Below are 23,005 nucleotides of genomic sequence, written 5' to 3' on the forward strand. Positions count from 1 at the left end.
CTCAACTATCTCGGAGCGGAATGAAGTAACAACTATCTTGCAATGGAAAACCTGCCGATGCTACTAAAGAAAAGAAGGTCATGACCTTAAGACTTTCCTGCTGAGTAGTCCGCACTATGTTTCGTTATAGTTCAGTATTCCCGGTAGTCAGGTAATGAACCACAACGTGTGTAAACAACAGGTTATACTTCGTCTGGATTAGTTCACTCTCGGCCATAAACAGGTTGGATCTGGAGGTGTTCAAATCGTAAATACTGATCCGGCCTGCATCGTAGCTTTTATAACTTAGCTCGAAAGCTTTCTTTGCCGACTCCAGAACTGTTGTTGCTAGCTTAAGTTGCTCTTGGTAATTGCTTAAATCGAGCATTCTGTTTTCTAGATCCTGCAGGATGATCAGCTTTTCGTATTCTACCGCTTTCGCCTGTTCTGCTTGCTGAATCTTGTTTTTTTGAACAGCAATCTTCACAGCATGTTTATTGAAAATTGGCAAATTAATGGATAAGCCTATCTGTTGGGAGAAGTTGTTTTGAAGCTGATTAAATAACGGCGTTTTACCGAAACCACTTGTCAAATTATTAAAGTAGAAGCTTCCAAGCGTTAAGTTGGCATCTACTGTTGGATAGAGTTGCGATTTAATAGCTTTTTGCTCGAATTCTAACGCTTCTTTCAAGAACGCATATTTTTTTAGGACAGGGTGCTGCGCTAAAAGAGCAGTGTATAGGTCTTCGCTTTTATAGCTCGGTGTCGACAATATAGATAGATCCTGCACTTCAGAAACAATATTGAAGTCTTGGTCCCTATCGATGTTTATAAGCTGCTTAAGTTCCAACATCGCTTTATCGATGGCGTAATGAGCTTGCCTATTTTTTTCCTGTTCACGTTCGTAATTTGCTTTGGCCTCATAGAGAACAGTAAGGGACGCTGCTCCAAGATCCTTCGAGGCCTGCACTTTCTGAAGCTGGTTTTTCGCAAACCAAAAAACCGTATCAACCGATTTGCAAATCTCTTTTTTCAGTAGCACATGAAGGAAGGCTTGGATCGTTTTAAGGGTTGTCTCCCGCTTTAATAAAGCGAGGTCCTGTTCGCCGGCTTCACGCTCCCGTTTTGTTTTCTGAATGGAGTTACGGATTCTTCCATTGTTCAAAATAGAGTATACCGACGAGACCCCTAAGGTACCGTTAAAGTTGTCATTCCGGGCATTGTTACCAAAAATATCCTGGGATTGACCGAAATTGTTATAAATATTAGTAAACCCGTTTATGTTGGGAAGGCGGTCGTGCCGAAGCCCTTGCATATCCAACTCTCTATCTTGTAACACAAGTTCTGCTTTATCTATAACTATGCTGTTTTCGATGGCCATGTCTATACACTGCTGCAGATTAAAAACGCGCTGTGCAAAGGTTGCATGCGCCAACAACAGCGCTACGAGCGCCGCAAGGATATAACGAAATAAAATAGGCATCAGTTGTCCTGGTATCTTAGTAAACTCCTTAACTGGCTCAATATTCGCTGAGCAAGCGTTAACTCCTCCGTAACGATATCCGCTGTCCCGCTCAACTCCTTGTCAAAAGGAATGTTTTTTCCATACGAGGTTTGCAGGCCATGAGGCAACGCTACCTCGATATAATATTTGTTATCCTTATCCTGTACAAATGCTACAGATCGGATTTCGCCTTGTACTAATCCGTATTCTTGATATGTATAGTTATCAAGCCTGATCAACACTTTTTGTCCTATTTCAATTTTTCCTTGGTTTTGTGCACCGACATGCATTTGTCCCAGGGTAATGTCTCGACTATCGGGCAAAATACTTAACAAGGTACTTCCCGCTTTAACAAATTGATTTTCCCCCAAAAACTGAAGGTAGCTTAACTTTCCATCTATGGAAGCGTAAATCAAGTAATTTTTCTCCCATTGCTGCAGGGCTTTTTTGAGCTTTCCAAGCAACAAAAGAGAAGCAGAGCTATGGGATGTTTTCTCTTTCACCATATTTATTTCAGCACCTTTTTTTGATTTCTTAAAATTCATTATCCCCTCCTGCAGTTGTGCGATAGCAATTTCCGTATTCTTATGAAATCGTTGTTCCTCCAATAATTTCAGTTTTTCGCTTTCCAATTCCATTGCAGATATTACGCCTTCTTTATACAGCAATTCAGAACGTCTAAAGCTTTTTTCTGTCAGCGCAAGTTTACTGGATTCCAGTACATGTTGCTGCCTGAGATTGACAATACGTTGCTTATAATCAACGATCCCTTTAGATGCGGTCGTTCCTTCCACCGCATAGGGCTGGAGATCAGCAAATAAAATCTCCTCTTCCAAAGCCTTTGCGAACGAACCATAATCTTCCTGTATCTCCCCCAACCTGAACCCTGCAGTCCGCTGTAAAGGGAATTGCGCAATCTGTTCCGGAGAAATAGAGTCGAGAAGCGCCTTTAAACGCAAGATATGCTGTACATCAGCTGTAGATTCCAAAACCAACAGTAGATCTCCTTTCCGCACAGTCTGCTGATCCTGTGCAATTAACCGTTCAATGCGGGAGTCAATCCGCACTTCGATTCGTTCGGGAGGATTTTGCGACGATACGACAATGTTCCCTTGGATAAATTCAGGATATTTTATGACACAAGCTAATGAAAAAAATAAGAGGATAATTCCCAAAATGGTTAGACTTCCCCAGCGAATAAGCCAATGGGGAGGACGCTCCAAAACTTCCTGTACCTGCTCCGACCGGAGGTTAATCTCCTGCAATATGTTATTCTTAGTTTCCAAGCTCCAATTGATTTTTGACTAATCGATAGTATTCTCCTTGCAGGGCTACAAGTTGCTCATGACTGCCTTCTTCTACGACCCTCCCACTATCTAGCACGATTATTTTATCGGCATTTCGCACCGTAGACAAGCGGTGTGCAACGATCACCGCCGTTCGACCATGGAGAAAACCGTTCAGATTGTCCGTAATCGCCTTTTCCGTAGTAGCGTCCAGAGCGGAAGTGGCCTCATCGAAAAATACATATTGCGGCGATTTGTACACCGCACGCGCAATCAACATACGCTGACGCTGACCTCCACTGATACCTAAGCCCTCATACCCGATTTTTGTATTGTAATTAAGGGGCAGCGATTCAATAAAATCTTTAATATGTGCCACTTCCACGGCATTTTTCAGTTTATTCTTATCTACCGAAAGACTACCCATAGCGATGTTGTTTGCTATACTCTCGTTGAATATATATCCGTCTTGCATGACCACACCGCAGCTCGCCCGCCACATACTCGGGGCAATGTGGCGAATATCGGTCTTCCCTATCCGGATCTCCCCGTCGTCGACATCGTAAAATTTCGTAAGAAGTTTCATGAGTGTAGATTTTCCTGAGCCGCTTGCCCCGACAATCGCAGTGGTCTTTTGAATAGGAATCACCAAATTTAATTGCTCGAAAACAGGCTTTGCAGCGCCCTGATAACGAAACGTTACATTTGATATGGAAATATCATGTGCAGGAATTTCAGATGCATAATCCCGATCGGCCCGCTGCTCGTCATCCTTGTTATGTATCTCGCTAAGCCTTTCCAAAGCAATTTTAGCATCTTGCGATTGCCGAATAAAGTTCATAAATTGCAGTAGAGGACTATTTAATTGACCAACGATATATTGAACAGAAAGCATCATGCCCAATGTCAACTGTCCTTCAATAACCAAACTTGCAGCGGCAAAACTTATCAAAATATCTTTGAGTTGATTGATGATATTACCACCAATCGTTTGTATTTGTTCCAGTTTAAGTGCTTTAATTTTTATTCGAAAGACTTTAATCTGTATACCCTCCCATTGCCAGCGCTTACTGGTTTCGGCATTGTTCATTTTGATCTCTTGCATCCCATTGATAAGCTCCATGACCTGTCCCTGTTCTTCGGACAATTGGGAAAACTGCTTGTAATCCAATGTTCGTCGTTTTTTTAAGAAAACTAGTATCCATACGAGATAAACCACCGCACCCACGAGATAAAGCAGAAAGAGTTTATAGCTGTAAATCAGAAGTACAATTCCAAAAATTAAAAAGTTGATACCGGAAAATACAGTCTGTAAAGAACTGTTCGTCAACAATTGCTCCACGCGCCCATGGTCCGCGATACGTTGCATGATATCCGCGGTCACCCGTGAATCGAAAAAATGAATAGGCAAACGCATCAGCTTGCTAAAAAAGTCGGATACGATAGATATATTGATCCGTGAGGAAAGGTGCAGTAAAATCCAGCCCCGGATCACTTCGATGCCCATCTGTCCGACATAAAGCATAATCTGGGCAAACAACACCAAGTATATAAAATGGAGATCCTGGTTTTGTATTCCGATGTCGACAATACTCTGCGTCAGAAACGGAAAAACCAGCGAAAGCATACTTCCCCCAATCAGTCCAAAAGCCAATTGAGCAATAAAGGATTTATACTTAAAGAAGTAGTGCTTTAAATAGTTGGCGATAGAAAAAGACCGCTCGGAGGCTTCCTCTTGCTGATCAAATCGAACAGTTGTTTCTAGCACCAACACGATTCCCTCCTCCGTGGTTTCTGTCGCTCCTTCGCCGATCCAATGATGCAAAAACTCCTCCTGTGTATAACTGATCAAACCATAAGCGGGATCGGAAACATGTACGCGGTAGCCTTTCTTCTTCTTTTCAATCTTATATACCACAACAAAATGTTGCCTCATCCAAAATACGATGCATGGAAGCGGTACATCCCGGACCAGCGTTTCAAAATCAATTTTTACGGATAAGGTGTTAAATCCAATGGACTCGGCAGCTCTACTCAAACCAAGGAGGCTAGAACCCTCACGAGTTGTTTCAGAAAGCTCCCGAAGCAGTTGAAGCGACAATATCTTCCCGTAGTATTTGCTGATAATACGCAAACATGTCGGACCACAATCTTTGGTGTCGGGCTGTTTATAAAACGGAAATTTTGCCATATCACTCACTCCCACGCACGTGTTTAAAACCATAATACGCCATAGCCTGCCGTTTCAGCGGATTTAAAGACCATTCCGACCATTCGTTGGTATATGGATCGTAGCCACATTTCAGTGGTTTAGAAATATCCATGCCCTTATCATTGTAATGCGACCGCTCCGTAAATGCCCTACAGTCGGTACAAACATTTCTAAACTCACAGTCCTTACACACGAGCACGGCATCCTTGGTTAACGACCAATACTTCTTAAAATCCTGATGGTCAAATGCATCTTCCAACGACACCTCGTTTATATGGCCGAAAGAATACGACATAGCCGGGCAATTCTTAATACGGCCATCTATGTCAATTCCGATCTTCTTATGGAGGCACGAATTGTGATTAACGGCCTCCAAAACTTTCGGCATATTCGTATTAAAGTGGTCTACGTTGATTTTTCCGCAAGCGTTCACCGACAGTTCGTCGCTTGTAAAATCTAACATAAATCGATATGCAAAATCGGTTGCGGAAGTGTCTTCGTCACATCCATAGAACACCAAATGGGAGATCCGTTTTGTATATGCGTGGACACGTTGAAAAAAGTCGGCATGTACAGCGCTCGAAAAAGCCGTATATATTTCCACTCCTTCCACGGCTGTGTTAGCGAATAAAGCATCAAAATCGATAAGCTGTTGAGCGGTGACCGCATTTCGGCAAAAGGCCACAACGTGTCTGATACGCAACTTCGTTATAGAGGTTAACAGTGCTTCCGTAATTTCAAGCTGTTCGAGTTCCAGAAAAATGTCGGACAATAAACGACTGTCTTGGTAAACAAGAGATAATGGTATAAAGTTTCTGTCCCAGTCACCTTCGGTTATAAAACCATACTCCTTATGGATCAAATAATCTACGTATTCCTGAACGATACGCTTTGAGTGCTCGTCATAGTTATCGAGAACAGCTTCTATAGATGATTCTTTCAGTTCTTCGATCAGTTCACTTAGTTCCAAGGGATATAGCTTAGAGATATTTCTACCCAGATCGGAAATGAGTATCCGACGATATCCTTTGGTCACCAGAATATTGCTGTACAAATTAAAGAACCTCATAACAATCTAACCAATTTTTTAAATGGTGAAGTCTGTAATAACCAATCCGTTTGGTATATGGTACATGTAAAAAACGGCGAAGAATCGGTCGCTAACTTTTTCGTGTCTTCCCCACCAAAAAGCTCTAGATATTCAAATGTTAACGGTAGTTTATTTTTCTCCTCCGTAATAATCTGTCGTATGTTATCCTTCATGTTACAAGTATGCTGCTATTTCTTTTTCCAGTCCATAATTGCAAGCGTCGGACATTCCAAGAAACTGGCCTATGGCATTGATTTCCAAAAAGTAGAATGTGTCTGCAGATTTGATGAAATCCAGGGATCCACAGTTTAAATCCAACGCCCGCATCAATAGATCTATTTTCTTCTCTATTTCCAGCGGAAGTTTGTACGGTACATTTCTATTGGGTGTTACACGATTGTACCGTCTATAGTCCACCTTGGTATGTTCATCATTTTGCGAAATAATGGCCGTAGAATACGTCTTACCGTTGAGATAGAAGCTTCTTATCTCAAAATCCTTTTCAATTTTATCCTGAAAGAACGAAAGAAAAAAATGTTCATCCCGTTTACGTTCCACCACGGATGTATACATAATCCCGCTTTGCATTCCGTCAATCTGATCAATAATGGGTGTTCCGGATATGGGTTTTACAATAGTTTTGTCAAGCTGTACATCTTGCATGTCCTCTGCCAAAAAATAGGGGGGTACATCAAGACCTATTTGCAGCGCTTTTTCCAACACCAAAAGCTTATTCACATGGCTATTGCTTTGTTTATTGATGTGTCTCTTTTCCTCTAATGTCTTGATCACATAATCCATTAACCAATGTTGCACCTCAAGCATGTAACGTTCGATAGCAGGATTATGATAAGCCAACGTTTTAAAGGTTATAGCTCCTCTCCGGTACCAGACCGAATTTATCTCGTCTAGAAAAAACTCAACCCGTTCACTTCGGAGAAAAAGCCTCTTTTGTATGGTCGTAATTTCAAATACGTCGTCTTCGTGAACACGGATAAAAGGCTTGTTCATGGCGACCAGCCATTTTATAACCTCTGTCGTTGTGATTTCATTGTTTTTAGATATGATCAAAATCATACATCAAATCGGATTGTATAGCAGCGTATTGGAAATAGTTAGCTGCTTTTGTAAACAAAAGCAGCCCTGTTTTAAAAAAAAGACTCAAATGGACAGTATACGTCTTAATCGAAGTGTGGAAATCTTCCGTCTTGGATCCAAACTCTCGACAAATAAGCACCTCCATTTCCATCGTAGACGTCCACGTCGTAACAGCCATGTGCATCAACGAAGTTTGATCGTATTTCATAAAACCCTTCACTCATCGACATCGCAAGTCCACCTACGACATTCAAGTCGATTTCCTTCTTTTTCAAAGAAGAGAAATTCGACATTCCTTTTAACTTTTTCATTTTCTTAATTCTAAAGGGTTAGCAACCGCTACAGTCGTAGAACCGAGCATACCATTTACCATCGTGGTAGTAGTCGACATCCTGGCACCCGTTTTCATCCAAAAAATTGGAAGCAATATACTTAGGCCCACCAGCCAAACTTCCCACGACCGACTTCGAATGATCTAAGTCCAGCTTCTTGTTTTCCAATGAAGAGAAACTCTTCATGCCATTTAATTTTTTCATTCTTTAAAAATTTATTGATTAACGAATAGTGCGCAAATGCGTGCACGTTGTAAAACTAGCCAATACGTACCCGTTATTTTGAACCATTAAATATTAGCTTGTTTTGTGTGTATTTCCGGCCAGTTTTGGAAAATATCCGTTACAACGACTTCAGGATAGTCGTCGGCCCGCATGAGAGAATGCGTCTAAGAAAAAAAAGTCTATAAACTGCCTTTATCAGGCAGGTAACCAACGGAAAGCACATCTTTGCAGAGGTACTATGCAGCGCCTGTATTACGCGCTTAGCGAAAGACGCCAAAAAAATGACTAGCAAAGTTTGTCGATGTATTGCATCATCAGATCGCGTTTACGGTTAGAGACAGGAACGAACGCTTTGTTCAACATTTCCAACTGTCCATCTTTGTAATACTTCAGGATATGCCGCGTATTAACAAGATAGGACTGATGGCACCGAATAAACTGAGTGTCAGGCAACAGTTCCTCGAAATATTTCAAGACCTTGGAAACAACCAGTTTGCTATCGTCTCGCAAAAAAAACGTCGTGTACCCCTTATCTCCCTCACAATAGACGATATCCTCGACACAAACGATCTGTGTATATTCAAAGGTTTTCAGTGCGATTCGTTGTAATACAGAAGGAGCTTTCAGGTGCATCTCTGCCATTCTCAACTGGTTTTGATTGAATTTATATTCTTCAGCCCTTCGATGGCATTTGTCGACCGCTTCCGTCAGAAGCGCGGGATCTATCGGTTTGGTAATATAACCTATCGCACCAATATTCAATGCTTCAATAGCATATTGACTATAAGCCGTTATAAAAATAATTGGAAGATCCAGGTTTAATCGGGACAACAGTTCCAAACTGAAGCCATCTTTTAATTGAATATCAGCAAGAATCAAATCGGGCATGAATGCCTTAATTTCTATCTCGGCTTTTCGAACTTCGGTGGAATAACCAACAACCTTTACATAGGGAATTTCATCCAAAATCGACCAAATATATTTGAGTATATTCAGTTCGTCCTCTAAAATATAAACCTTTAACATCCTGAAAATTAATTAAAACTATACTTGAGCGGCATACGTATTTCCACTTTGTAACCTCTGCCAGATGGCAAATAGTTGGGAAAAAGCGCTAAACTTGCGTTATGCTCTTGAGCTCCGTAAAGCAGTGCCAGACGCTCTCTTGTAATGACTTGCGCCAATGATTGCTTATTGCTATTTTCCTGTTCTGTGGTCTGTACGCCAAGACCATTATCCGTAATGGAGACAATGAGGTAATCCTCATCCTGAGAAAAAATGATATGGAGTAACCCCTTGTATGCAATATTTTTCATTCCATATTCAATAGCGTTTTCGACAAAAGGCTGCACCAACATAGGGGGTATAAGTATCTCGTCGACATCTAAATCATTCGTTTCTATGGTAAATGCAAACGACTCGCTAAAGCGCATTTGCTGCAAGATAATATAATTATGTAGACTACGCACTTCTTGGCCCAAAGTGATAAAATCCTGTCTGTTTAACTCTAGAATATCTCGGATCAGTTTTGTCAAAGCGACTAAATATCGGTTGGCTTCCTGCTTTTGATCGGCTCCGATGAGGCCTTGTAAATTAGCAATGGAATTATAAATAAAATGAGGGTTTAGTTGATTTTGTCTGTTTTTCTGTTCTAACAGATATTGCTTATTTTCCAATACCAGTTGGTCATGCTTTGCTTTCAGAAGTTTTTCCTTGTACATTTTGTATGTAAAAACCAGCGCAAAAACAAGGAGGACAAAAAGAATTACAAAAATCCATCTTTGTTGAACAAGTATTTGTCGATTCAGGGTATTGGTCGACGTTAGCATCTGGATGTCATGATCTTTCTTTTGCGTCTCGTACTTTGTACTGATCTCTGCCATTTTCTCTCGCTGTAACTCTAACGTTGACGTCTTAAAGTCTTCGTATTGCTTTGTTTTAATCAACCAAGCCTTTCTAAAATCACCTTTTGAAGCATATGCATCGCTTAACATGTCTAGCTCCGAAAGGGTACGGACATGGCGTTTGTCCGTTTGTTTACCCCATTCTTCGCTCATCTCCAAATACTTTATCGTAGAATCTAGCTGATTGCTTTCATAAAAAGCTTTAGCAAGATTGTTGAACATGTAGAACTGTAGTTTGCCTGTTCTTTGATGGTAATTGAAGAATTTCCTGAAACTGGCTATCGCTTGATCATGCCGGCCATGGAGTGAATAAAGCTGGCCTTCATAATCATAGCTGCGCATCAGAGCGGCAGAATCCTGTATTGCAACGGCCAATTGTCGACAACTATCCAAATAGATTTCCATCTCCACAGTATCCTCAACTCGCTGGGCAATCATAAAACGAATATCGTAATAACGCTGCCTCATCCTATCATTAGAACGTAGCGGATGATGCATCATATATTCCTTTACATAATGTAATGATTTATTTGGATCGTGGTTGTTATAAAAACTCATGGCCAATAAATCATCCCATAAATAAACATAAACTGACTGGGATCGCTCTATCTTATTCCTTTCGTGGATAATTTGCTCCATCCGTTCCGCATCGATATGTTTATCGATCGCGATTTGTTCGTTGATCAATAGGTATTCTTTGAGGGCATATATATCCGGTGTCAGGCCCATTGAATCTACATTCGACAAATTAGAACGAATGGAATCGCGACTATTCAAAGAGCGTTCATGAAACGACTTCACTATCCAATAGTAGGGATTATCTTTATAATCCTGTTCCTGTTCCAGCTCGTCCAAAGCCCGCTCCAGATAGGCCGAACGCCTCTTAGCTGACAATGTATCCATCGCTATCAGCCTATTTTTCAATATACTATCCCGGTCAGCGTACTCCGTTGGGTAAGTTTTTGGAGAATCTTGATGTTGACAGGAAAAGAAAAGGAATGCTGTACAAACAGACCCAATAACTATCGTTATTACCTTCGCTAAAGTCGTAAGATACGTTGTCATATAATCATCGCTAGTTAGCAATTTTTTTGCAATAAATCAGGGAAAGATAAATTTGTGCAAATGGTCTGTGCATATTCGACAGGAATCCAACACTATTTGTGCCAACCGTCATGAATCATGGAAAAACGTAGCCGCATCTGAAAGTCGACCTTATCCAGTTTGTGTATAAGGTATTATACCCACATTCCGACTTTAAACGGACAGCGTACTGGAGTCATTTTTTGGTTTTTCATACGAATATATTGCCGCATTCCGATTGCGATCAGACAGACAATACTATGGTAATACGATTCGTGCCGATCTATAAGAAATCTCTTTGCACGGGCGCCGGTTCACACTCGATCAGCTCGTCGATCTGTTGATATGCTGTTCAAAGACTGTTCCTATACCTCAACAATAAAGAGCTCATGAAAATGAGCAAGCAGCGTACGGGTAACCTATCGTGATTAATCATACATTATGTTGTTCAGGTAAGCCATCAAGCACCGTCTTACATGAGCTACACCTCCACTAGGGATAAGATATCGTTCATGTCGAACGGTTTTGCCAAAAATTTGTCTGCGCCTGCACGTATCGCAATTTCCTTTGCTCCCTGTGCTGCCGACATACAGATGATATACATATCTCGTAGTTCTGCTGTGTTCCGCACGTGTTCGATAAGCTTGTCACCACCGAGCTCGGGCATCCAAAGATCAACAATCAATATATGTGGTTTCTCGTCCAACATACGCCGGAGGGCAAAGGAGCTCCGCGATTCACTGACAACGGACGCATCCGTCAGCGCTAAAATAATTTCCAGCGCATCCAGAATCCCCCGATCGTCGTCGCAGACAAAAATTTTTTTCTTTTCCATTCATTTAATTACTAGCACCATCCTACCGTATTACCTTTGATCTAGCAAAAATATATGTCAATATAGATGTATCATGATACAGTCGACACGCCGCTAATCGTCGCATCAGTTAGCAGTTGAACCCCTGCCCCGCATAACGCGGCGGTATCTATTGCAGATGGTAGGCTGCAAGATGCAAAAAAAGATCCAAGCTTTCCCCAATACTACGTAATAAACGTTGTTAACAGGTATCTTTACGCGTGCAACCGGATTACAGCCACACATCAGGGCTGTAGGTTTACGCTAAATAGAAAAATAATTCCTGCAATTACCACATAATCGATATCTTCACTCATTACGCATAGAAAAAGCATGCGCTACCATGGAAAATATATCTGTTCTCAACGAAAAAGTCAGGCAGCTGGAACTGGAAAACAACCGCCTAAAACAAGAGGTTGCAGAATTAAGCGACTTCATGGAGAATGCATCCATCCCGTTGCATTGGGTGGACGAAAAAGGGATGATCACTTGGGCGAACCAAGCGGAACTCGACGCGCTGGGGTACACCAAGGACGAGTATATAGGTTCTAATATCCGGGACTATCACGCGGATCAAGATGCCATATCCGATATCCTCAAACGGCTCACCAACAACGAAACGCTACTTAATTATTCAGCTGATCTCAAATGCAAAGACGGATCAATACGTCACGTATTGATAAGCTCCAATGTGCTGCGCCGTGCGGGTAAATTCGTCCATACACGTTGTTTCACAAAGGACATCACTTCTATCGTTAGAGAAAAACAGGAAAAGAACGAGCTGCTTCAGCGCCTGGAGGAAAGCGAGACGAGACTTCGCTTGGCGGTGGACTCCACCCGATTGGGAACGTGGGATTGGGACACTTCCACCGGATATATTTATATATCTCCCGAAGGAAGACGAATCTTGGGCATAAAGACGGAAGGCAATATTACGGCGGAACACTTTATGGCATGTCTGCATGCAGAGGATCGCACGCTTCTGCTCCAGCACATGGATACCTTACTGTCCACGAACAATACCGAACGATTTGATAGTACGCACCGGTATCACCAAATCGATACGGGTGACCTGCGCATGATCCGTGTCCAAGGCATGTTACACCATTCTGGAGACACGTCGCGAAGATTCATCGGCACGATCCTCGACGTAACCGATGTCGTCGCAGCGCAGGAAAACGATGCACGCCTAGCGGCGATTATCCGTTCATCCAATGATGCGATCGTGGCGAAAACACTAGATGGAATAGTCACGAGTTGGAACGCCGCTGCTGAACGCATATTCGGATTTCGCGAAGAAGAAATCGTCGGACGTTCGATCTTAACGATTATCCCGGACGACCGAAAGCACGAGGAAGATTTTATCCTTGCTCGACTGAGAGGCGGAGAGAGCGTGGAGCATTTTGAAACTAAGCGCTTGACCAAATTTGGGCCGTTGATCGACGTCTCGCTGACCATATCGCCGATTAGGGACGGAGACGGAAAAATAATTGGTGTTTCAAAAATTGCGAGAGACATCACCGAGAAGAAATTGGAGGAACAACGAAAAAACGATTTCGTGGCGATGGTCAGTCACGAAATAAAAACGCCGTTAACCTCCGTACTGCTCTATACGCAAATTTTGTTAAAAAGTATCTCCGAAGAAACGGACAGCAGTATGCGAAATATGTTGACAAAAATCGAGGCATACGTGAAAAAGTTGATTTTCCTGGTGCAGGATTATCTCAGCATAACACGTATCGAGGAGGGTAAAATTGAACTGCATCGGGAAACATTTGAGTTATGTCCTCTGATCGATGAAATTGTAGAGGACGCACGGCTTCTTACGTCGAAGCATGAGATACTGCTTATGGGCTGCCAGGACATCATGGTATATGCCGACCGGCAGAAATTGGGACAAGTATTTTTGAACCTATTAAGCAACGCCATCAAGTATTCCCCTTCCGGAGGTCAAATCGTTATTGACTGTATAAAAAGCTCCGATAAGGTGACCATAGCGGTCCATGATCAGGGCATCGGCATCAGCAAGAATGATCAGTTGCACTTGTTTCAACGCTTCTTCCGCGCTAGTAACGATAGATCCAAACACATCTCCGGGTTCGGAATCGGCCTATACCTCGTTTCGGAAATTCTTCGCTACCACGGAAGCATGATACAGGTGGAAAGCTCGGAAAACCGTGGTTCAAAATTTTACTTTGATCTGCCAACTACACATGTGTAAACTGGCAAAGCGGCCCAGGCGGTAACAAGCTGTGTATAGATCCTTGCGCATCTAGTCCGCTCATATTCCAGTCCTTTAACCACGCTTCTGGAATTTTGCAGTGAACAACTTATCACTTGGATATGGCATATACCCATGAATTATTACGTTATAAAAAGTGGATGATAAATCTCGATCTCCATGCTCGTTATTCTCGAATAGACGATCTTACATATCAGACTACGACCTCTATCCCGCATGCCCAACACGGTACAGCGGTGTTCTAAAGAAAGGATTTGATGTGGTCGTTATACCCATAAATAGCCAAGATATCCCCCGGCTCGAGTTTCGTATCAGGACGAGGGATTCCGTGGAGTACAGTTGTGACCATACTTTTCCCGAATGATGTCTGCTTTTCGGTATTTTTTAGAATAGTCAGCACCAACAATTCATATCTTTCGCGGAAGCCTATTTCCTGAATGGTCTTACCTACGTATTTCTGCGGGACAACGACCTCGACGATAGAATAATTCGCGTTTAACTCAAATGAATCCACCAAATCGGTCATGCATAACTTCTTTGACCAACGTTCAGCCGACTCTTCCTCGGGATGGGCAATTTCAGACACACCAAGTGCCCCGAGCACTTTCTCGTGCAGACGATTGACAGCGCGGCTTATCAGCCGCTTGACCCCGGCTTCCTTGCAAAGTGCGCTGACCATGATGTTAGCACCTTCGTCTTCCCCTATGGCTACAATAAAGACATCTGTGTTTTTTAGAGGCAGAGACCGAAATGCGGCCTCATCGGTCGCGTCCAAACAGATCGTATGGGTGATTTTTTCTTTCATAGCCGTCACTTTCTCCATACGTCGGTCCACGCCAATAACTTCATTGCCTTGGACTGTTAGCTTTTCTGCAAGAGAAGCACCAAAATTGCCTAAACCTATTACGATAAATTTCATAAAACTAATTTATTGTTAACTCTTCGGGAGCATACTTGTAGTGTACATAGCGTACTTTTTTGACAAACGCAATCAATACAGAAAGCATTGTCACTCGACCAATAAACATAAGCAATACAACCACAATCTTGCTACCTTGTGCTAAATCCCCTGTAATATTCAAAGAGAGGCCCACCGTACTATACGCCGAGAAACACTCAAAAGCGATTTCCAAAAGCGGGCGGGATGGTTCAAAAAAAGATATACAGAAAACAGCGAGCCCAATGACCATCAGCGATAGAAACATCGTGGCGAACGCCCGTTGTATAGATATGGTAGCGATTTCTCTTCGAAAAATTTCCGTGCGTTCTTTTCCTTTTGCTAAGCTGAGCATATTGAGGACTGCAACGGCAAATGTACTGGTTTTGATTCCCCCACCAGTGGAATTCGGCGATGCACCGATCCACATAAGCAGCATGACGAACAAGATGCTGGAGAAATGTAGCGCTGCGAAGTCCACACTGTTGAAACCGGCTGTACGTGGCGTCGTCGCTGTTGCAAATGCGATTATCCACTTCCCGACGCCGTCATGAACTGAAAGTACGTTGTTAAATTCATTTATATAAATGACGAACGTGGCGACAATAGAAATGACCGCGGTTGTTATCAGATTAATCTTACTGTTTATGGTCATGACCCACGGTCTATAAAAGTTTTCGCGTGACGTCCATTTTTTCAATAGCCTATTGAACAGGTGCTTGACGTATTTGATCACGTTGATAACAATAGGAAATCCCAAACCTCCAAAGATATAGATGACAGCAACGACAAACTGGAAGCTGTAGTTTAGGATCACCATATCGTCCATTAGTCCCCTAGGCAGGATTGAAAACCCGGCATTGCAGAAAGATGACACGGCATGAAAAAGCGAAAAAAATACCCGTTCACCTACTGACTGTGTTGATGATTCACCACCGAGGGTCATATAGATACACAGGGCGCCCATGAGTTCGATAGAAAAGGTGATGAGAATAGTGCGTTTGAGTAATGTAAACACCTCGCCCAAACGGTCTGCGTTTGAAAAGTCCCTGATGGCGAGTTGATTTTCATAACTGCTTCCGCCTTTCAAGAAGTAGGTGAACAGTCCGGCGAAAGACAATATTCCAATCCCCCCAGCTTGTATAAGCAACATAATGAATAACTGTCCAATGAGCGTAAAATGAGTAGCCGTATCGACAACGACCAAGCCCGTAACACAGACAGCGCTGGTCGCAGTGAACAGGGCATCCGTCCAGGAAAGCGGCTGATGCAAGGCAATCGGCAGTTTAAGCAAGAGTGTTCCAGCGATGATTAGTCCCATAAAGCTGGAAATAAAAAGCTGGGCAGGATTATAAAATCTTCTTCGGATCAAAGCGTACAATTATGCTGTAAAACTAAAAAAATATTTGTAATTCTCTCGCCAATCATTGTCTTAGCGCTTGGTCGATTGTTTCGCAACCTAAGTTAATATTGTGTTATGGGCGAAAAGTGATGCACGGATATATCCGTGCTTGCCGACAGGTATTTATGTCGCAGATCGCGTAAGCGTCCCCAACCTTCACAGGTCAGGAAAATAAGTCTGTCTTTAACGATCGATAAAAGATTTACTTTTTTCAGACATTGTACTCTTTGTTTCTGAATGTCAGAGCGGCGGCATGACAATAAACCGAAACCATCACCGGGCAAAAAACCAACCTTACTGCATAAGAACTATAGTTATAAAAGGCTGCTCATTTTCTCATGTTACTGCTGTACGCAGATCGTTAGCACACCGGAACTTTAGCGCCATATATAACTGACTGCATCATTAAAGCTGGCTGTTGCAGCATTTGAAGAAGCAGTTTTCGAACCGATCAACTTGTTGTCTATATAAATCTCAGCCTTTATCCCTCCCGGCCCAAAAGCCGAAAAACGAGCAGAAACGCCATCATAAGCATTTACCGTACGACGTATTTTTTTTGAATACGGTAACGTAACGTCTTTTACGTTCTCTGTTCCACCGCTTTCATTGGTGTACGCCAATTCTACTTTATTCGGACTGCCTGAAGCTACATTGAATTTGTATTCAATGGTTACATCTTTCGGGTAGCTATTTGTCGAGCCATCTTGCGGTCCATCGTCTTTGCCGCAGGACACGACACTCAGGATTATTGTTGCAATTAATGTGGAAAATAGGATACATTTTGTTTTCATGATTCTACATTTAAAAGTTAAAAAAGTCGTATTCATAGTCAATCGAAACTCTTGATAGATTTTCTGATCTATCGGTTACCAGTAAGTGGCTGCTTACGACGAAACTGAAAGATCATTTCTTTTATCGCACCGACAATACCCCCCGGTTGATCCAGCGTGATGTAGTGGCTGCTACCTGCAACCAAGTAATGTTGGCTGTTAGAAGAAAGCGACAAAAGATTCTTCTGCATGTTTTCCCATGCAGTTACTATTTCGGCTCGCATTTTTTCTTCTTTGAACAATGAATCAAAACGAGAGGTATCCGTTGCACTGACAACATATAAAGGAATGTTACCGAACGATTTAATTTGTGAAGCAGCATATTTAATAGAGGTCATCTGTTGCTGTTCTTCTAGAACGCCAGCAGCGCTTTTATGGAGCAATGCAGGCATTATAGCGTTTTGATATTGATAATGCGCCGAAGGGGGAAATATATCCCTGAACATAAGTCTTGCCAGACCAAAAGTGTTCGCAAACTTCAAGAAGCCAACTGGCAAACCTTGATTCACCAACTTGTAAAGTTCGGGTGAAAGGTATTTTTGATTTTCAGGATGCTGGCTGTCGACCAATACCACTCCGGCAACATCCTGTGGGTATTTATCGACGAAGAACCGGATCAACATCCCTCCCATAGAGTGACCAGTGAGAATGTATGGCTTCGGTGCATTAGATTTTTCCAGCAATAGGTGTAATTCCTCAGCGATCTGTTCACCGGTCTTCGGATTTTCTCCTCTTTCACTCCAAAGTATACCGGCTCGGTCATACGAAATGGTTGTTGCGTACGAACTTAGCTCCTGTTGAATCAGATACCACTGAAGATGGCCTTCTGGACATAAGGCCGATTCAAAGACAACCGTTGGCCCGCCGGTTCCTTTTTTCAGGTAATGTATTCGACAATGGTCCACCTCGGCAAACTGACCGTTGGGAATAATCTTTTCAGCTTTTGCACGCGACCAGCTTTCAAATAGGATCCCAACCAATAATATGGTGGCGATGAGAGAGAAGAAGATAATGATGATTTTTTTTACCAAATGGAATATGTTCATAGTGCACGTTTATATAGCAGACCTAAATGCATATACAAAAATACACCCTATACGTGTTCAAAAAGGATCATCCGGCAGGGTGAGACCTATTTTGGACGCATTATTTAAACAGTAGGGCTGCCAATTATTCGCCACGAGACCTTATTTGAAAATTGAGGCTATTACAACCCGGTATTGAGGTACTGTTGGGGCGACTTGCCTGTATGTTTTTTAAAATTTCGATTGAAAGACGCCTTTGAATTGAAACCGCAGTCATACGCAATGGTTAAAAGCGTATATTTTTTATTAGCAGGAAGTGCTACCCGTTCCAAAAATTCGTTCACCCGCAGTTCGTTTATCAGTTCATAAAAATTCTTCTCAATCACGGAATTGATCACCTGTGATAATAAATTCGGATGGGTGTCGACCATCCTTGCCAGGTCATTAAGAGTCAGTTCCGGATTTAGATACGGCTTTTCCTGGTTTAGTACAACTTGCAATTTTAGGTATATCCGATTTGCAGCATCTGGTTCTAGAAGTGATTTTGCATATTTGACCGTATATGAACTAGTTTCAGGCTTTTGTTGTTCCCCCCCGATCTCTGCTTTTTCAACAAAACCCTCCTCTTCAATATGCTTTTGACTAAATACATTTACCTGTTTGATTCCAAAATATCCCATCCACCATACATACACAACAGAAGCTGAAAAAACAAGATTGTCTTTATGAAAGATCAGGACAATAGCCCAAATTGCTGCCATTCCTACAACAAGGTAAAGCAGCCAACGAAAGTTTATTTTTTCTATGTTTGAAAATCGGTACTTAAGGCCTTTCCTGAATATAAATAATCTGTAAAACGCTAGTGGAATATAGATCAGCCCTGAAAGGTATATGAAGACTATCCTCCATTTATTTTCTATTTCAAATCCCATAGCACCATTTTTAAGCACGTTCACTTTATCCGAAAATGAAAGCCAATAAAACTGAGAGAAAACCAAATAGCCCAAAAAAAACGGTACAAAGTGTAAGAGATCGTTTTTTTGAAACGGTATCGGACGTGTTTGATATTTTATGTAGAGGTAAAGGAACGGCCCTTGTGCCAATGGCATCCAAAGTCCTTGAATAGAGAGTACTGGGTACTGGAGGTAGAGCCCCGATGTAAGCAGGTAAATCGATAACAACATAATTGTCGACACAACCAGCCAGCAGGCAAGCATGTAATCTGTTGTTTTTTTTTCTGCTTTGGTAAATAAAACAACAGATAAAAAGCTTCCTATAACAACGCCGGATAAGTAAGGTATCTCCAATGAAATAGATAATAGCATTGCGATAGTTGATCCCATGATTTATACACTATTTATTTTTTTAATACAAACAACTACCAGGCCAGCATCCGAGATTACAAAAGCTTTCCAAGGTGCCAAATCTAATCTATTCGTTATACACCCCGGGACAGCAGGACGTTTCTTGTCAAAAGTTTATTGGCGCCGTATTTCATTAGATGGACAATATTCGCCTGTAAAAGTCTATCTCCTTTCCAACCTATCTTATAAACACGATTTTTACTCCGTGTTTTTTTTATTTTCAGCGAGTTACAATGTATTTATGAAATTCCGCTAAATAAAGAGGTTTCTATTTCGTTAGAACGGACCTCCCCATATACTCGCCCAATTGCGTCGCGTTATTTAGGTGACTGCCTTTCACTTTTTCGATATTTAGCGTTCCTCCATAGATCACTAATTCCTTATTTTCGAATCGATCTCCCATTCTATCTTCCAAAATTATTTTGTGAATACTACCTGCAATACCCATACTTTCAAGCGTCTCTTTCGTATGACCAGCAGTTACCATAGCGATACCGTATTTTATGGTTTTCATTTTTCTAGCCTGATTCCCATTTTCGTCGTAACCATAAGCATATCCTACGGAATACACCCTATCGAACCAACCTTTTAGCTTAGCGGGACAGTCACTCCACCAGAGCGGATAGAGAAAAATAATGGAATCGGCCCATTCTATTTTGAGTTGTTCTGCAACAATGTCCTCGGGTAAAAAGCCGTCGGTTTTGAGGTAGGCTTCACGTTCGTATTCTTCGGCAGTCATATCGGTCCGGAAGTCCATTGCATATAAATCGGAAATTTTAGTCGCATGCCCTCCCAATTCCAGGCCCTTTAACAATGCATCTAGAATTTGGTAGGTGAACGATTTATTACTGGGATGTGCATACACTATAAATACATTCATATATCCATGAAATTAGTAGATTATAAATAAAGGTGATGATAAATCCCGGTATTGTCAATGCTCTTTTTTCTTTAACAAGTCATTTTGAATAACAATAAATACCGTCGATTAAACCAAAATAAAAAGAATTTTGTTTCTACTTCGTAAATCGCAAAGTATCTATCGAACACGGAAAAGATACAATATTTTTTAGCCTACCAAATGCAGCGATAAAAAGGCTACATCACGTTACAATCGCTTTAGAGAAACAATATTATGCACGTTTCTGTTCCAAATCTACGTTCGCCACAATTTTTTTGAACCTTTGGCTTCCTCCAGCAGCCATGATCTTCGACAACGACGGTAAACCGATCTGTCTATTGAGTTGTAAATCACAAAGCTCCCATGCGAAATACGCTGAGAGCTTTGTTTGTACGTTTGGTGTTTCCAGAAAATAGCGGGAACCCTTACGACTACTATTAAAATAAGATGACAGAAGATACCGGTAGATGATCCGACGGATAGCGATCAGTATCGTATACATCGGAAATCACCTCATAATCCATTACCCGTACTTTCGGAGTGACAAAAATATAATCGATACGATTTTTTGGAATACCTTGAAATACACCTCCTGGAAAGGCGGTACCCTCTATCCCCTTTCGCGGGGTTTCCGTAACTTCATAGCTGTCTTTCAGCCCGCGTTTTAGAGCGGCGATCTGTTTCGTCGTTGACGTGGAATTTAGATCGCCAAGCAAGATAATCGGATAATTACCTCCAATGGCTTTGATCTTACGTGCAACAAGTGGTCCCGACTTCTCCCGCGCAGTCTGTTTACGCCAATAGAAATGTGCATTGAAAACAAAAAACTCTTTCCCAGATTTCTTATCCTTAAACTTTACCCATTGGCAGATGCGCCGATCAGAAGCATCCCAACCTATGCTTGGTACGTCTGGCGTATCGCTCAACCAGAATACTCCGGAATCGAGCGCCAAGAAGGTATCTTTTTTATAAAGAATAGCCGTGTTATGGAGATCTCCTTTTCCGCCGTAAGGATCAGCGATAAAATCAAATTCCGGGAGTAAAGCCTGAAGCTCTAAGAGCTGTGCACTATTTCCTTCCTGCGTTCCTACTATGTCAAATTGGTGCCGTTGGATCAAGCCCGCTAACGGAATTTTACGTATCTGCCAGCTGTTGCCACTTTTCTCATCCTGATCTGCCGCGTATCGGATGTTATAGGACGCAATCTTAAATGTCGCGGATTGTCCCTTTGCGGTGGTAGCAACCAACGTAGTAAAAAGGCAGATCAGCGTGCAGCCGACTTTCCATAAGTTCTTTTTCATCGTATATATCATTTTATATCCCACCAAACCTTTGCATTCACGTTATCACCGTCCATCCGCGACGCCGCCTCTTTATAGTTCGTCGCGTTGTATGTCTCTTGCAAGCTCGCATACATCAACCGCGATGGGACGACACCGTCATTTAACATACTGGATGTCGACGGAAGCACCGGAAAGCCGGTACGACGGTATTCCGCCCACTGTTGGTTATCTGTAAAGTACAAGGCCAGGTACTTGTGCAGCATAATTCGTTCCATGGTACCGTCATATTGGGCAAGATCCTGATCGAAATAAGCGTCCGCTAGCGGCACTTTTGTCCATAACTCCACGGCAGCACGAATCGCTTTTCGGAAATGCGTTTCCGCATCGCCAGTGATATGCCCTTTTTGCGCTAGCTCGGCTTGGATAAATTCAACCTCGGCCAATGTAAGAATCGGGATGATCATGGGCGCGACAACCTGTGCGTTATTCATGTAAGAAGGAGAATAATCAAAGCTCCCGTCATCATAACCGCTTGGAATCCCCTTATACCCGATGCTTCCACCCTCCCTAGCAGCTGGCGTCACATAAATAGGGCGACGGGGATCATTCAAATTGTTCAGGGTTTCTATAAAAAATTCACCTACGGCATGCTGATTGCTAAAGTCCAAAGCCCTTGACCATGGTGATATATTCGGTGTAATACCGGTCACTTGCAATATCGCGGATTCCGATGCATGCGTAATAATCGGATGATTCACGGGGTCGCCTAAGATGGTCTTCATATCGTCAATTGCAGAAGGTAGCACATCAGCTATACGAAGTAACAAACGCAGACGCAAGGAGTTGGTGAATTTTTGCCATTTCTGCGTACTATTAGAAAAAAGAATATCGGTTCCGTAAGTCATGGACTGCGTATGGTCATACAACGAATTAGCGGTTGCTAAATCGCTAAGTAGCTGCTGATAGATATCCTCCTGCTTATCATAGCGCGCCTGCAAAAGGCCATCCTCTGCTTGCGAAGCTTCTGAAAAAGGAATGTCGCCAAATGTATCTGTAAGGTTAGTATACACCCAAGCATTTAGGGTTAAGGCTATAGCCAGGTAATTATTTGAATTCTCCGCCTCAGCAGCAGCCCGCATCTCCCGGATGTTCTTCGCCCAGCGATAACCGGCATTCCATTGGGAGTCGCCTGTTGTTTCCAGGATTTCATACCGCTGAATACCTCCGTAATACTGCGGATACGACAATTGCACCTGCATAAGTTGGCAGTTAATAGAATAATGGTTTGTCAGGTTATTGGAGGCCATATTGTAGATGATCTCATTAAGTAATGTACCTGGACTGATCTGATCGATCAAATTGGGATTTGTATTGATATCTTCAAAATTTGTCGTGCAGCTTGATGTTCCCAAAAATAATCCAGCAAGCATAAATATCTTTATTTTTTTCATGAGA

Annotated in this window: 19 protein-coding genes; 1 reads left to right on the plus strand and 18 read right to left on the minus strand. The window is 42.2% G+C overall.

The annotated features are described in order from the left end of the window. Positions 1-124: 124 nt before the first annotated feature. From ACFSR5_RS06455 to ACFSR5_RS06500, 10 genes are all read right to left on the minus strand, one after another. Positions 125-1,462 carry a TolC family protein gene (locus ACFSR5_RS06455; RefSeq protein ID WP_380901894.1) on the minus strand — a complete coding sequence of 446 codons (1,338 nt, stop codon included), beginning with the start codon at positions 1,460-1,462 and terminating at the stop codon, positions 125-127. Next, positions 1,462-2,769 (minus strand): HlyD family efflux transporter periplasmic adaptor subunit, encoded by a 1,308-nt coding sequence (locus ACFSR5_RS06460; protein WP_380901896.1) that lies wholly within the window; start codon positions 2,767-2,769, stop codon positions 1,462-1,464. Before ACFSR5_RS06460 ends, ACFSR5_RS06455 begins: the two co-directional genes overlap by 1 nt. Next, positions 2,759-4,960: a peptidase domain-containing ABC transporter gene (locus ACFSR5_RS06465; RefSeq protein WP_380901898.1), complete on the minus strand. Its 2,202-nt coding sequence runs from the start codon at positions 4,958-4,960 to the stop codon at positions 2,759-2,761. The genes ACFSR5_RS06460 and ACFSR5_RS06465 overlap by 11 nt, the downstream gene beginning before the upstream one ends. A 1-nt stretch (position 4,961) precedes the next feature. Next, positions 4,962-6,050: a grasp-with-spasm system SPASM domain peptide maturase gene (gene gwsS / locus ACFSR5_RS06470; protein WP_380901900.1), complete on the minus strand. Its 1,089-nt coding sequence runs from the start codon at positions 6,048-6,050 to the stop codon at positions 4,962-4,964. Positions 6,051-6,245: 195 nt separating this feature from the next. Further along, positions 6,246-7,148: a grasp-with-spasm system ATP-grasp peptide maturase gene (gene gwsG / locus ACFSR5_RS06475; protein ID WP_380901902.1), complete on the minus strand. Its 903-nt coding sequence runs from the start codon at positions 7,146-7,148 to the stop codon at positions 6,246-6,248. 104 nt (positions 7,149-7,252) lie between these two features. Beyond that, positions 7,253-7,480, minus strand: a complete 228-nt coding sequence (locus tag ACFSR5_RS06480; RefSeq protein ID WP_380901904.1) for a TIGR04139 family peptide modification target — start codon at positions 7,478-7,480, stop codon at positions 7,253-7,255. 18 nt (positions 7,481-7,498) lie between these two features. Then, positions 7,499-7,705: a TIGR04139 family peptide modification target gene (locus tag ACFSR5_RS06485; protein ID WP_380901906.1), complete on the minus strand. Its 207-nt coding sequence runs from the start codon at positions 7,703-7,705 to the stop codon at positions 7,499-7,501. 306 nt (positions 7,706-8,011) lie between these two features. Next, positions 8,012-8,752 carry a LytR/AlgR family response regulator transcription factor gene (locus ACFSR5_RS06490; protein WP_380901908.1) on the minus strand — a complete coding sequence of 247 codons (741 nt, stop codon included), beginning with the start codon at positions 8,750-8,752 and terminating at the stop codon, positions 8,012-8,014. Between the two features lie 8 nt (positions 8,753-8,760). After that, on the minus strand, positions 8,761-10,695 hold the full coding sequence (locus tag ACFSR5_RS06495; protein WP_380901910.1) for a sensor histidine kinase: 1,935 nt from the start codon (positions 10,693-10,695) through the stop codon (positions 8,761-8,763). A 499-nt stretch (positions 10,696-11,194) separates the two neighbouring features. Further along, positions 11,195-11,548, minus strand: coding sequence for a response regulator (locus tag ACFSR5_RS06500; RefSeq protein WP_380901912.1), 354 nt, complete (start codon positions 11,546-11,548; stop codon positions 11,195-11,197). A 361-nt stretch (positions 11,549-11,909) separates the two neighbouring features. On the opposite strand from ACFSR5_RS06500, the gene ACFSR5_RS06505 reads away from it, so the two are divergent. Continuing rightward, positions 11,910-13,787 carry a PAS domain-containing sensor histidine kinase gene (locus tag ACFSR5_RS06505; protein WP_380901914.1) on the plus strand — a complete coding sequence of 626 codons (1,878 nt, stop codon included), beginning with the start codon at positions 11,910-11,912 and terminating at the stop codon, positions 13,785-13,787. A gap of 262 nt (positions 13,788-14,049) precedes the next feature. Here the strand turns inward: ACFSR5_RS06505 and ACFSR5_RS06510 are convergent, their stop codons facing one another. The 8 genes from ACFSR5_RS06510 to ACFSR5_RS06545 all read right to left on the minus strand — a co-directional run bounded on the left by ACFSR5_RS06510 (position 14,050) and on the right by ACFSR5_RS06545 (position 23,001). Beyond that, positions 14,050-14,727: a potassium channel family protein gene (locus tag ACFSR5_RS06510; RefSeq protein WP_380901916.1), complete on the minus strand. Its 678-nt coding sequence runs from the start codon at positions 14,725-14,727 to the stop codon at positions 14,050-14,052. Positions 14,728-14,731: 4 nt separating this feature from the next. Next, positions 14,732-16,126 (minus strand): TrkH family potassium uptake protein, encoded by a 1,395-nt coding sequence (locus tag ACFSR5_RS06515; RefSeq protein WP_380901918.1) that lies wholly within the window; start codon positions 16,124-16,126, stop codon positions 14,732-14,734. A 398-nt stretch (positions 16,127-16,524) separates the two neighbouring features. Continuing rightward, entirely contained in the window at positions 16,525-16,938 is a 414-nt protein-coding gene (locus ACFSR5_RS06520) for a hypothetical protein (protein WP_380901920.1), read from the minus strand. 68 nt (positions 16,939-17,006) lie between these two features. After that, positions 17,007-18,023 carry an alpha/beta fold hydrolase gene (locus tag ACFSR5_RS06525; RefSeq protein ID WP_380901922.1) on the minus strand — a complete coding sequence of 339 codons (1,017 nt, stop codon included), beginning with the start codon at positions 18,021-18,023 and terminating at the stop codon, positions 17,007-17,009. 161 nt (positions 18,024-18,184) lie between these two features. Continuing rightward, complete coding sequence (locus ACFSR5_RS06530) at positions 18,185-19,345, minus strand: helix-turn-helix domain-containing protein (protein WP_380901924.1); 1,161 nt, start codon at positions 19,343-19,345, stop codon at positions 18,185-18,187. 289 nt (positions 19,346-19,634) lie between these two features. After that, complete coding sequence (locus tag ACFSR5_RS06535) at positions 19,635-20,246, minus strand: NAD(P)H-dependent oxidoreductase (RefSeq protein ID WP_380901926.1); 612 nt, start codon at positions 20,244-20,246, stop codon at positions 19,635-19,637. A gap of 458 nt (positions 20,247-20,704) precedes the next feature. Then, positions 20,705-21,568: an endonuclease/exonuclease/phosphatase family protein gene (locus tag ACFSR5_RS06540; protein WP_380901928.1), complete on the minus strand. Its 864-nt coding sequence runs from the start codon at positions 21,566-21,568 to the stop codon at positions 20,705-20,707. Positions 21,569-21,576: 8 nt separating this feature from the next. Then, the gene (locus ACFSR5_RS06545; RefSeq protein WP_380901930.1) at positions 21,577-23,001 is read right to left on the minus strand and encodes a SusD/RagB family nutrient-binding outer membrane lipoprotein; all 1,425 of its coding nucleotides are present in this window, start codon (positions 22,999-23,001) and stop codon (positions 21,577-21,579) included. Between the last annotated feature and the right edge of the window lie 4 nt (positions 23,002-23,005).

The sequence above is a fragment of the Sphingobacterium suaedae genome, from assembly GCF_042684625.1.
Lineage (GTDB): Bacteria > Bacteroidota > Bacteroidia > Sphingobacteriales > Sphingobacteriaceae > Sphingobacterium > Sphingobacterium suaedae.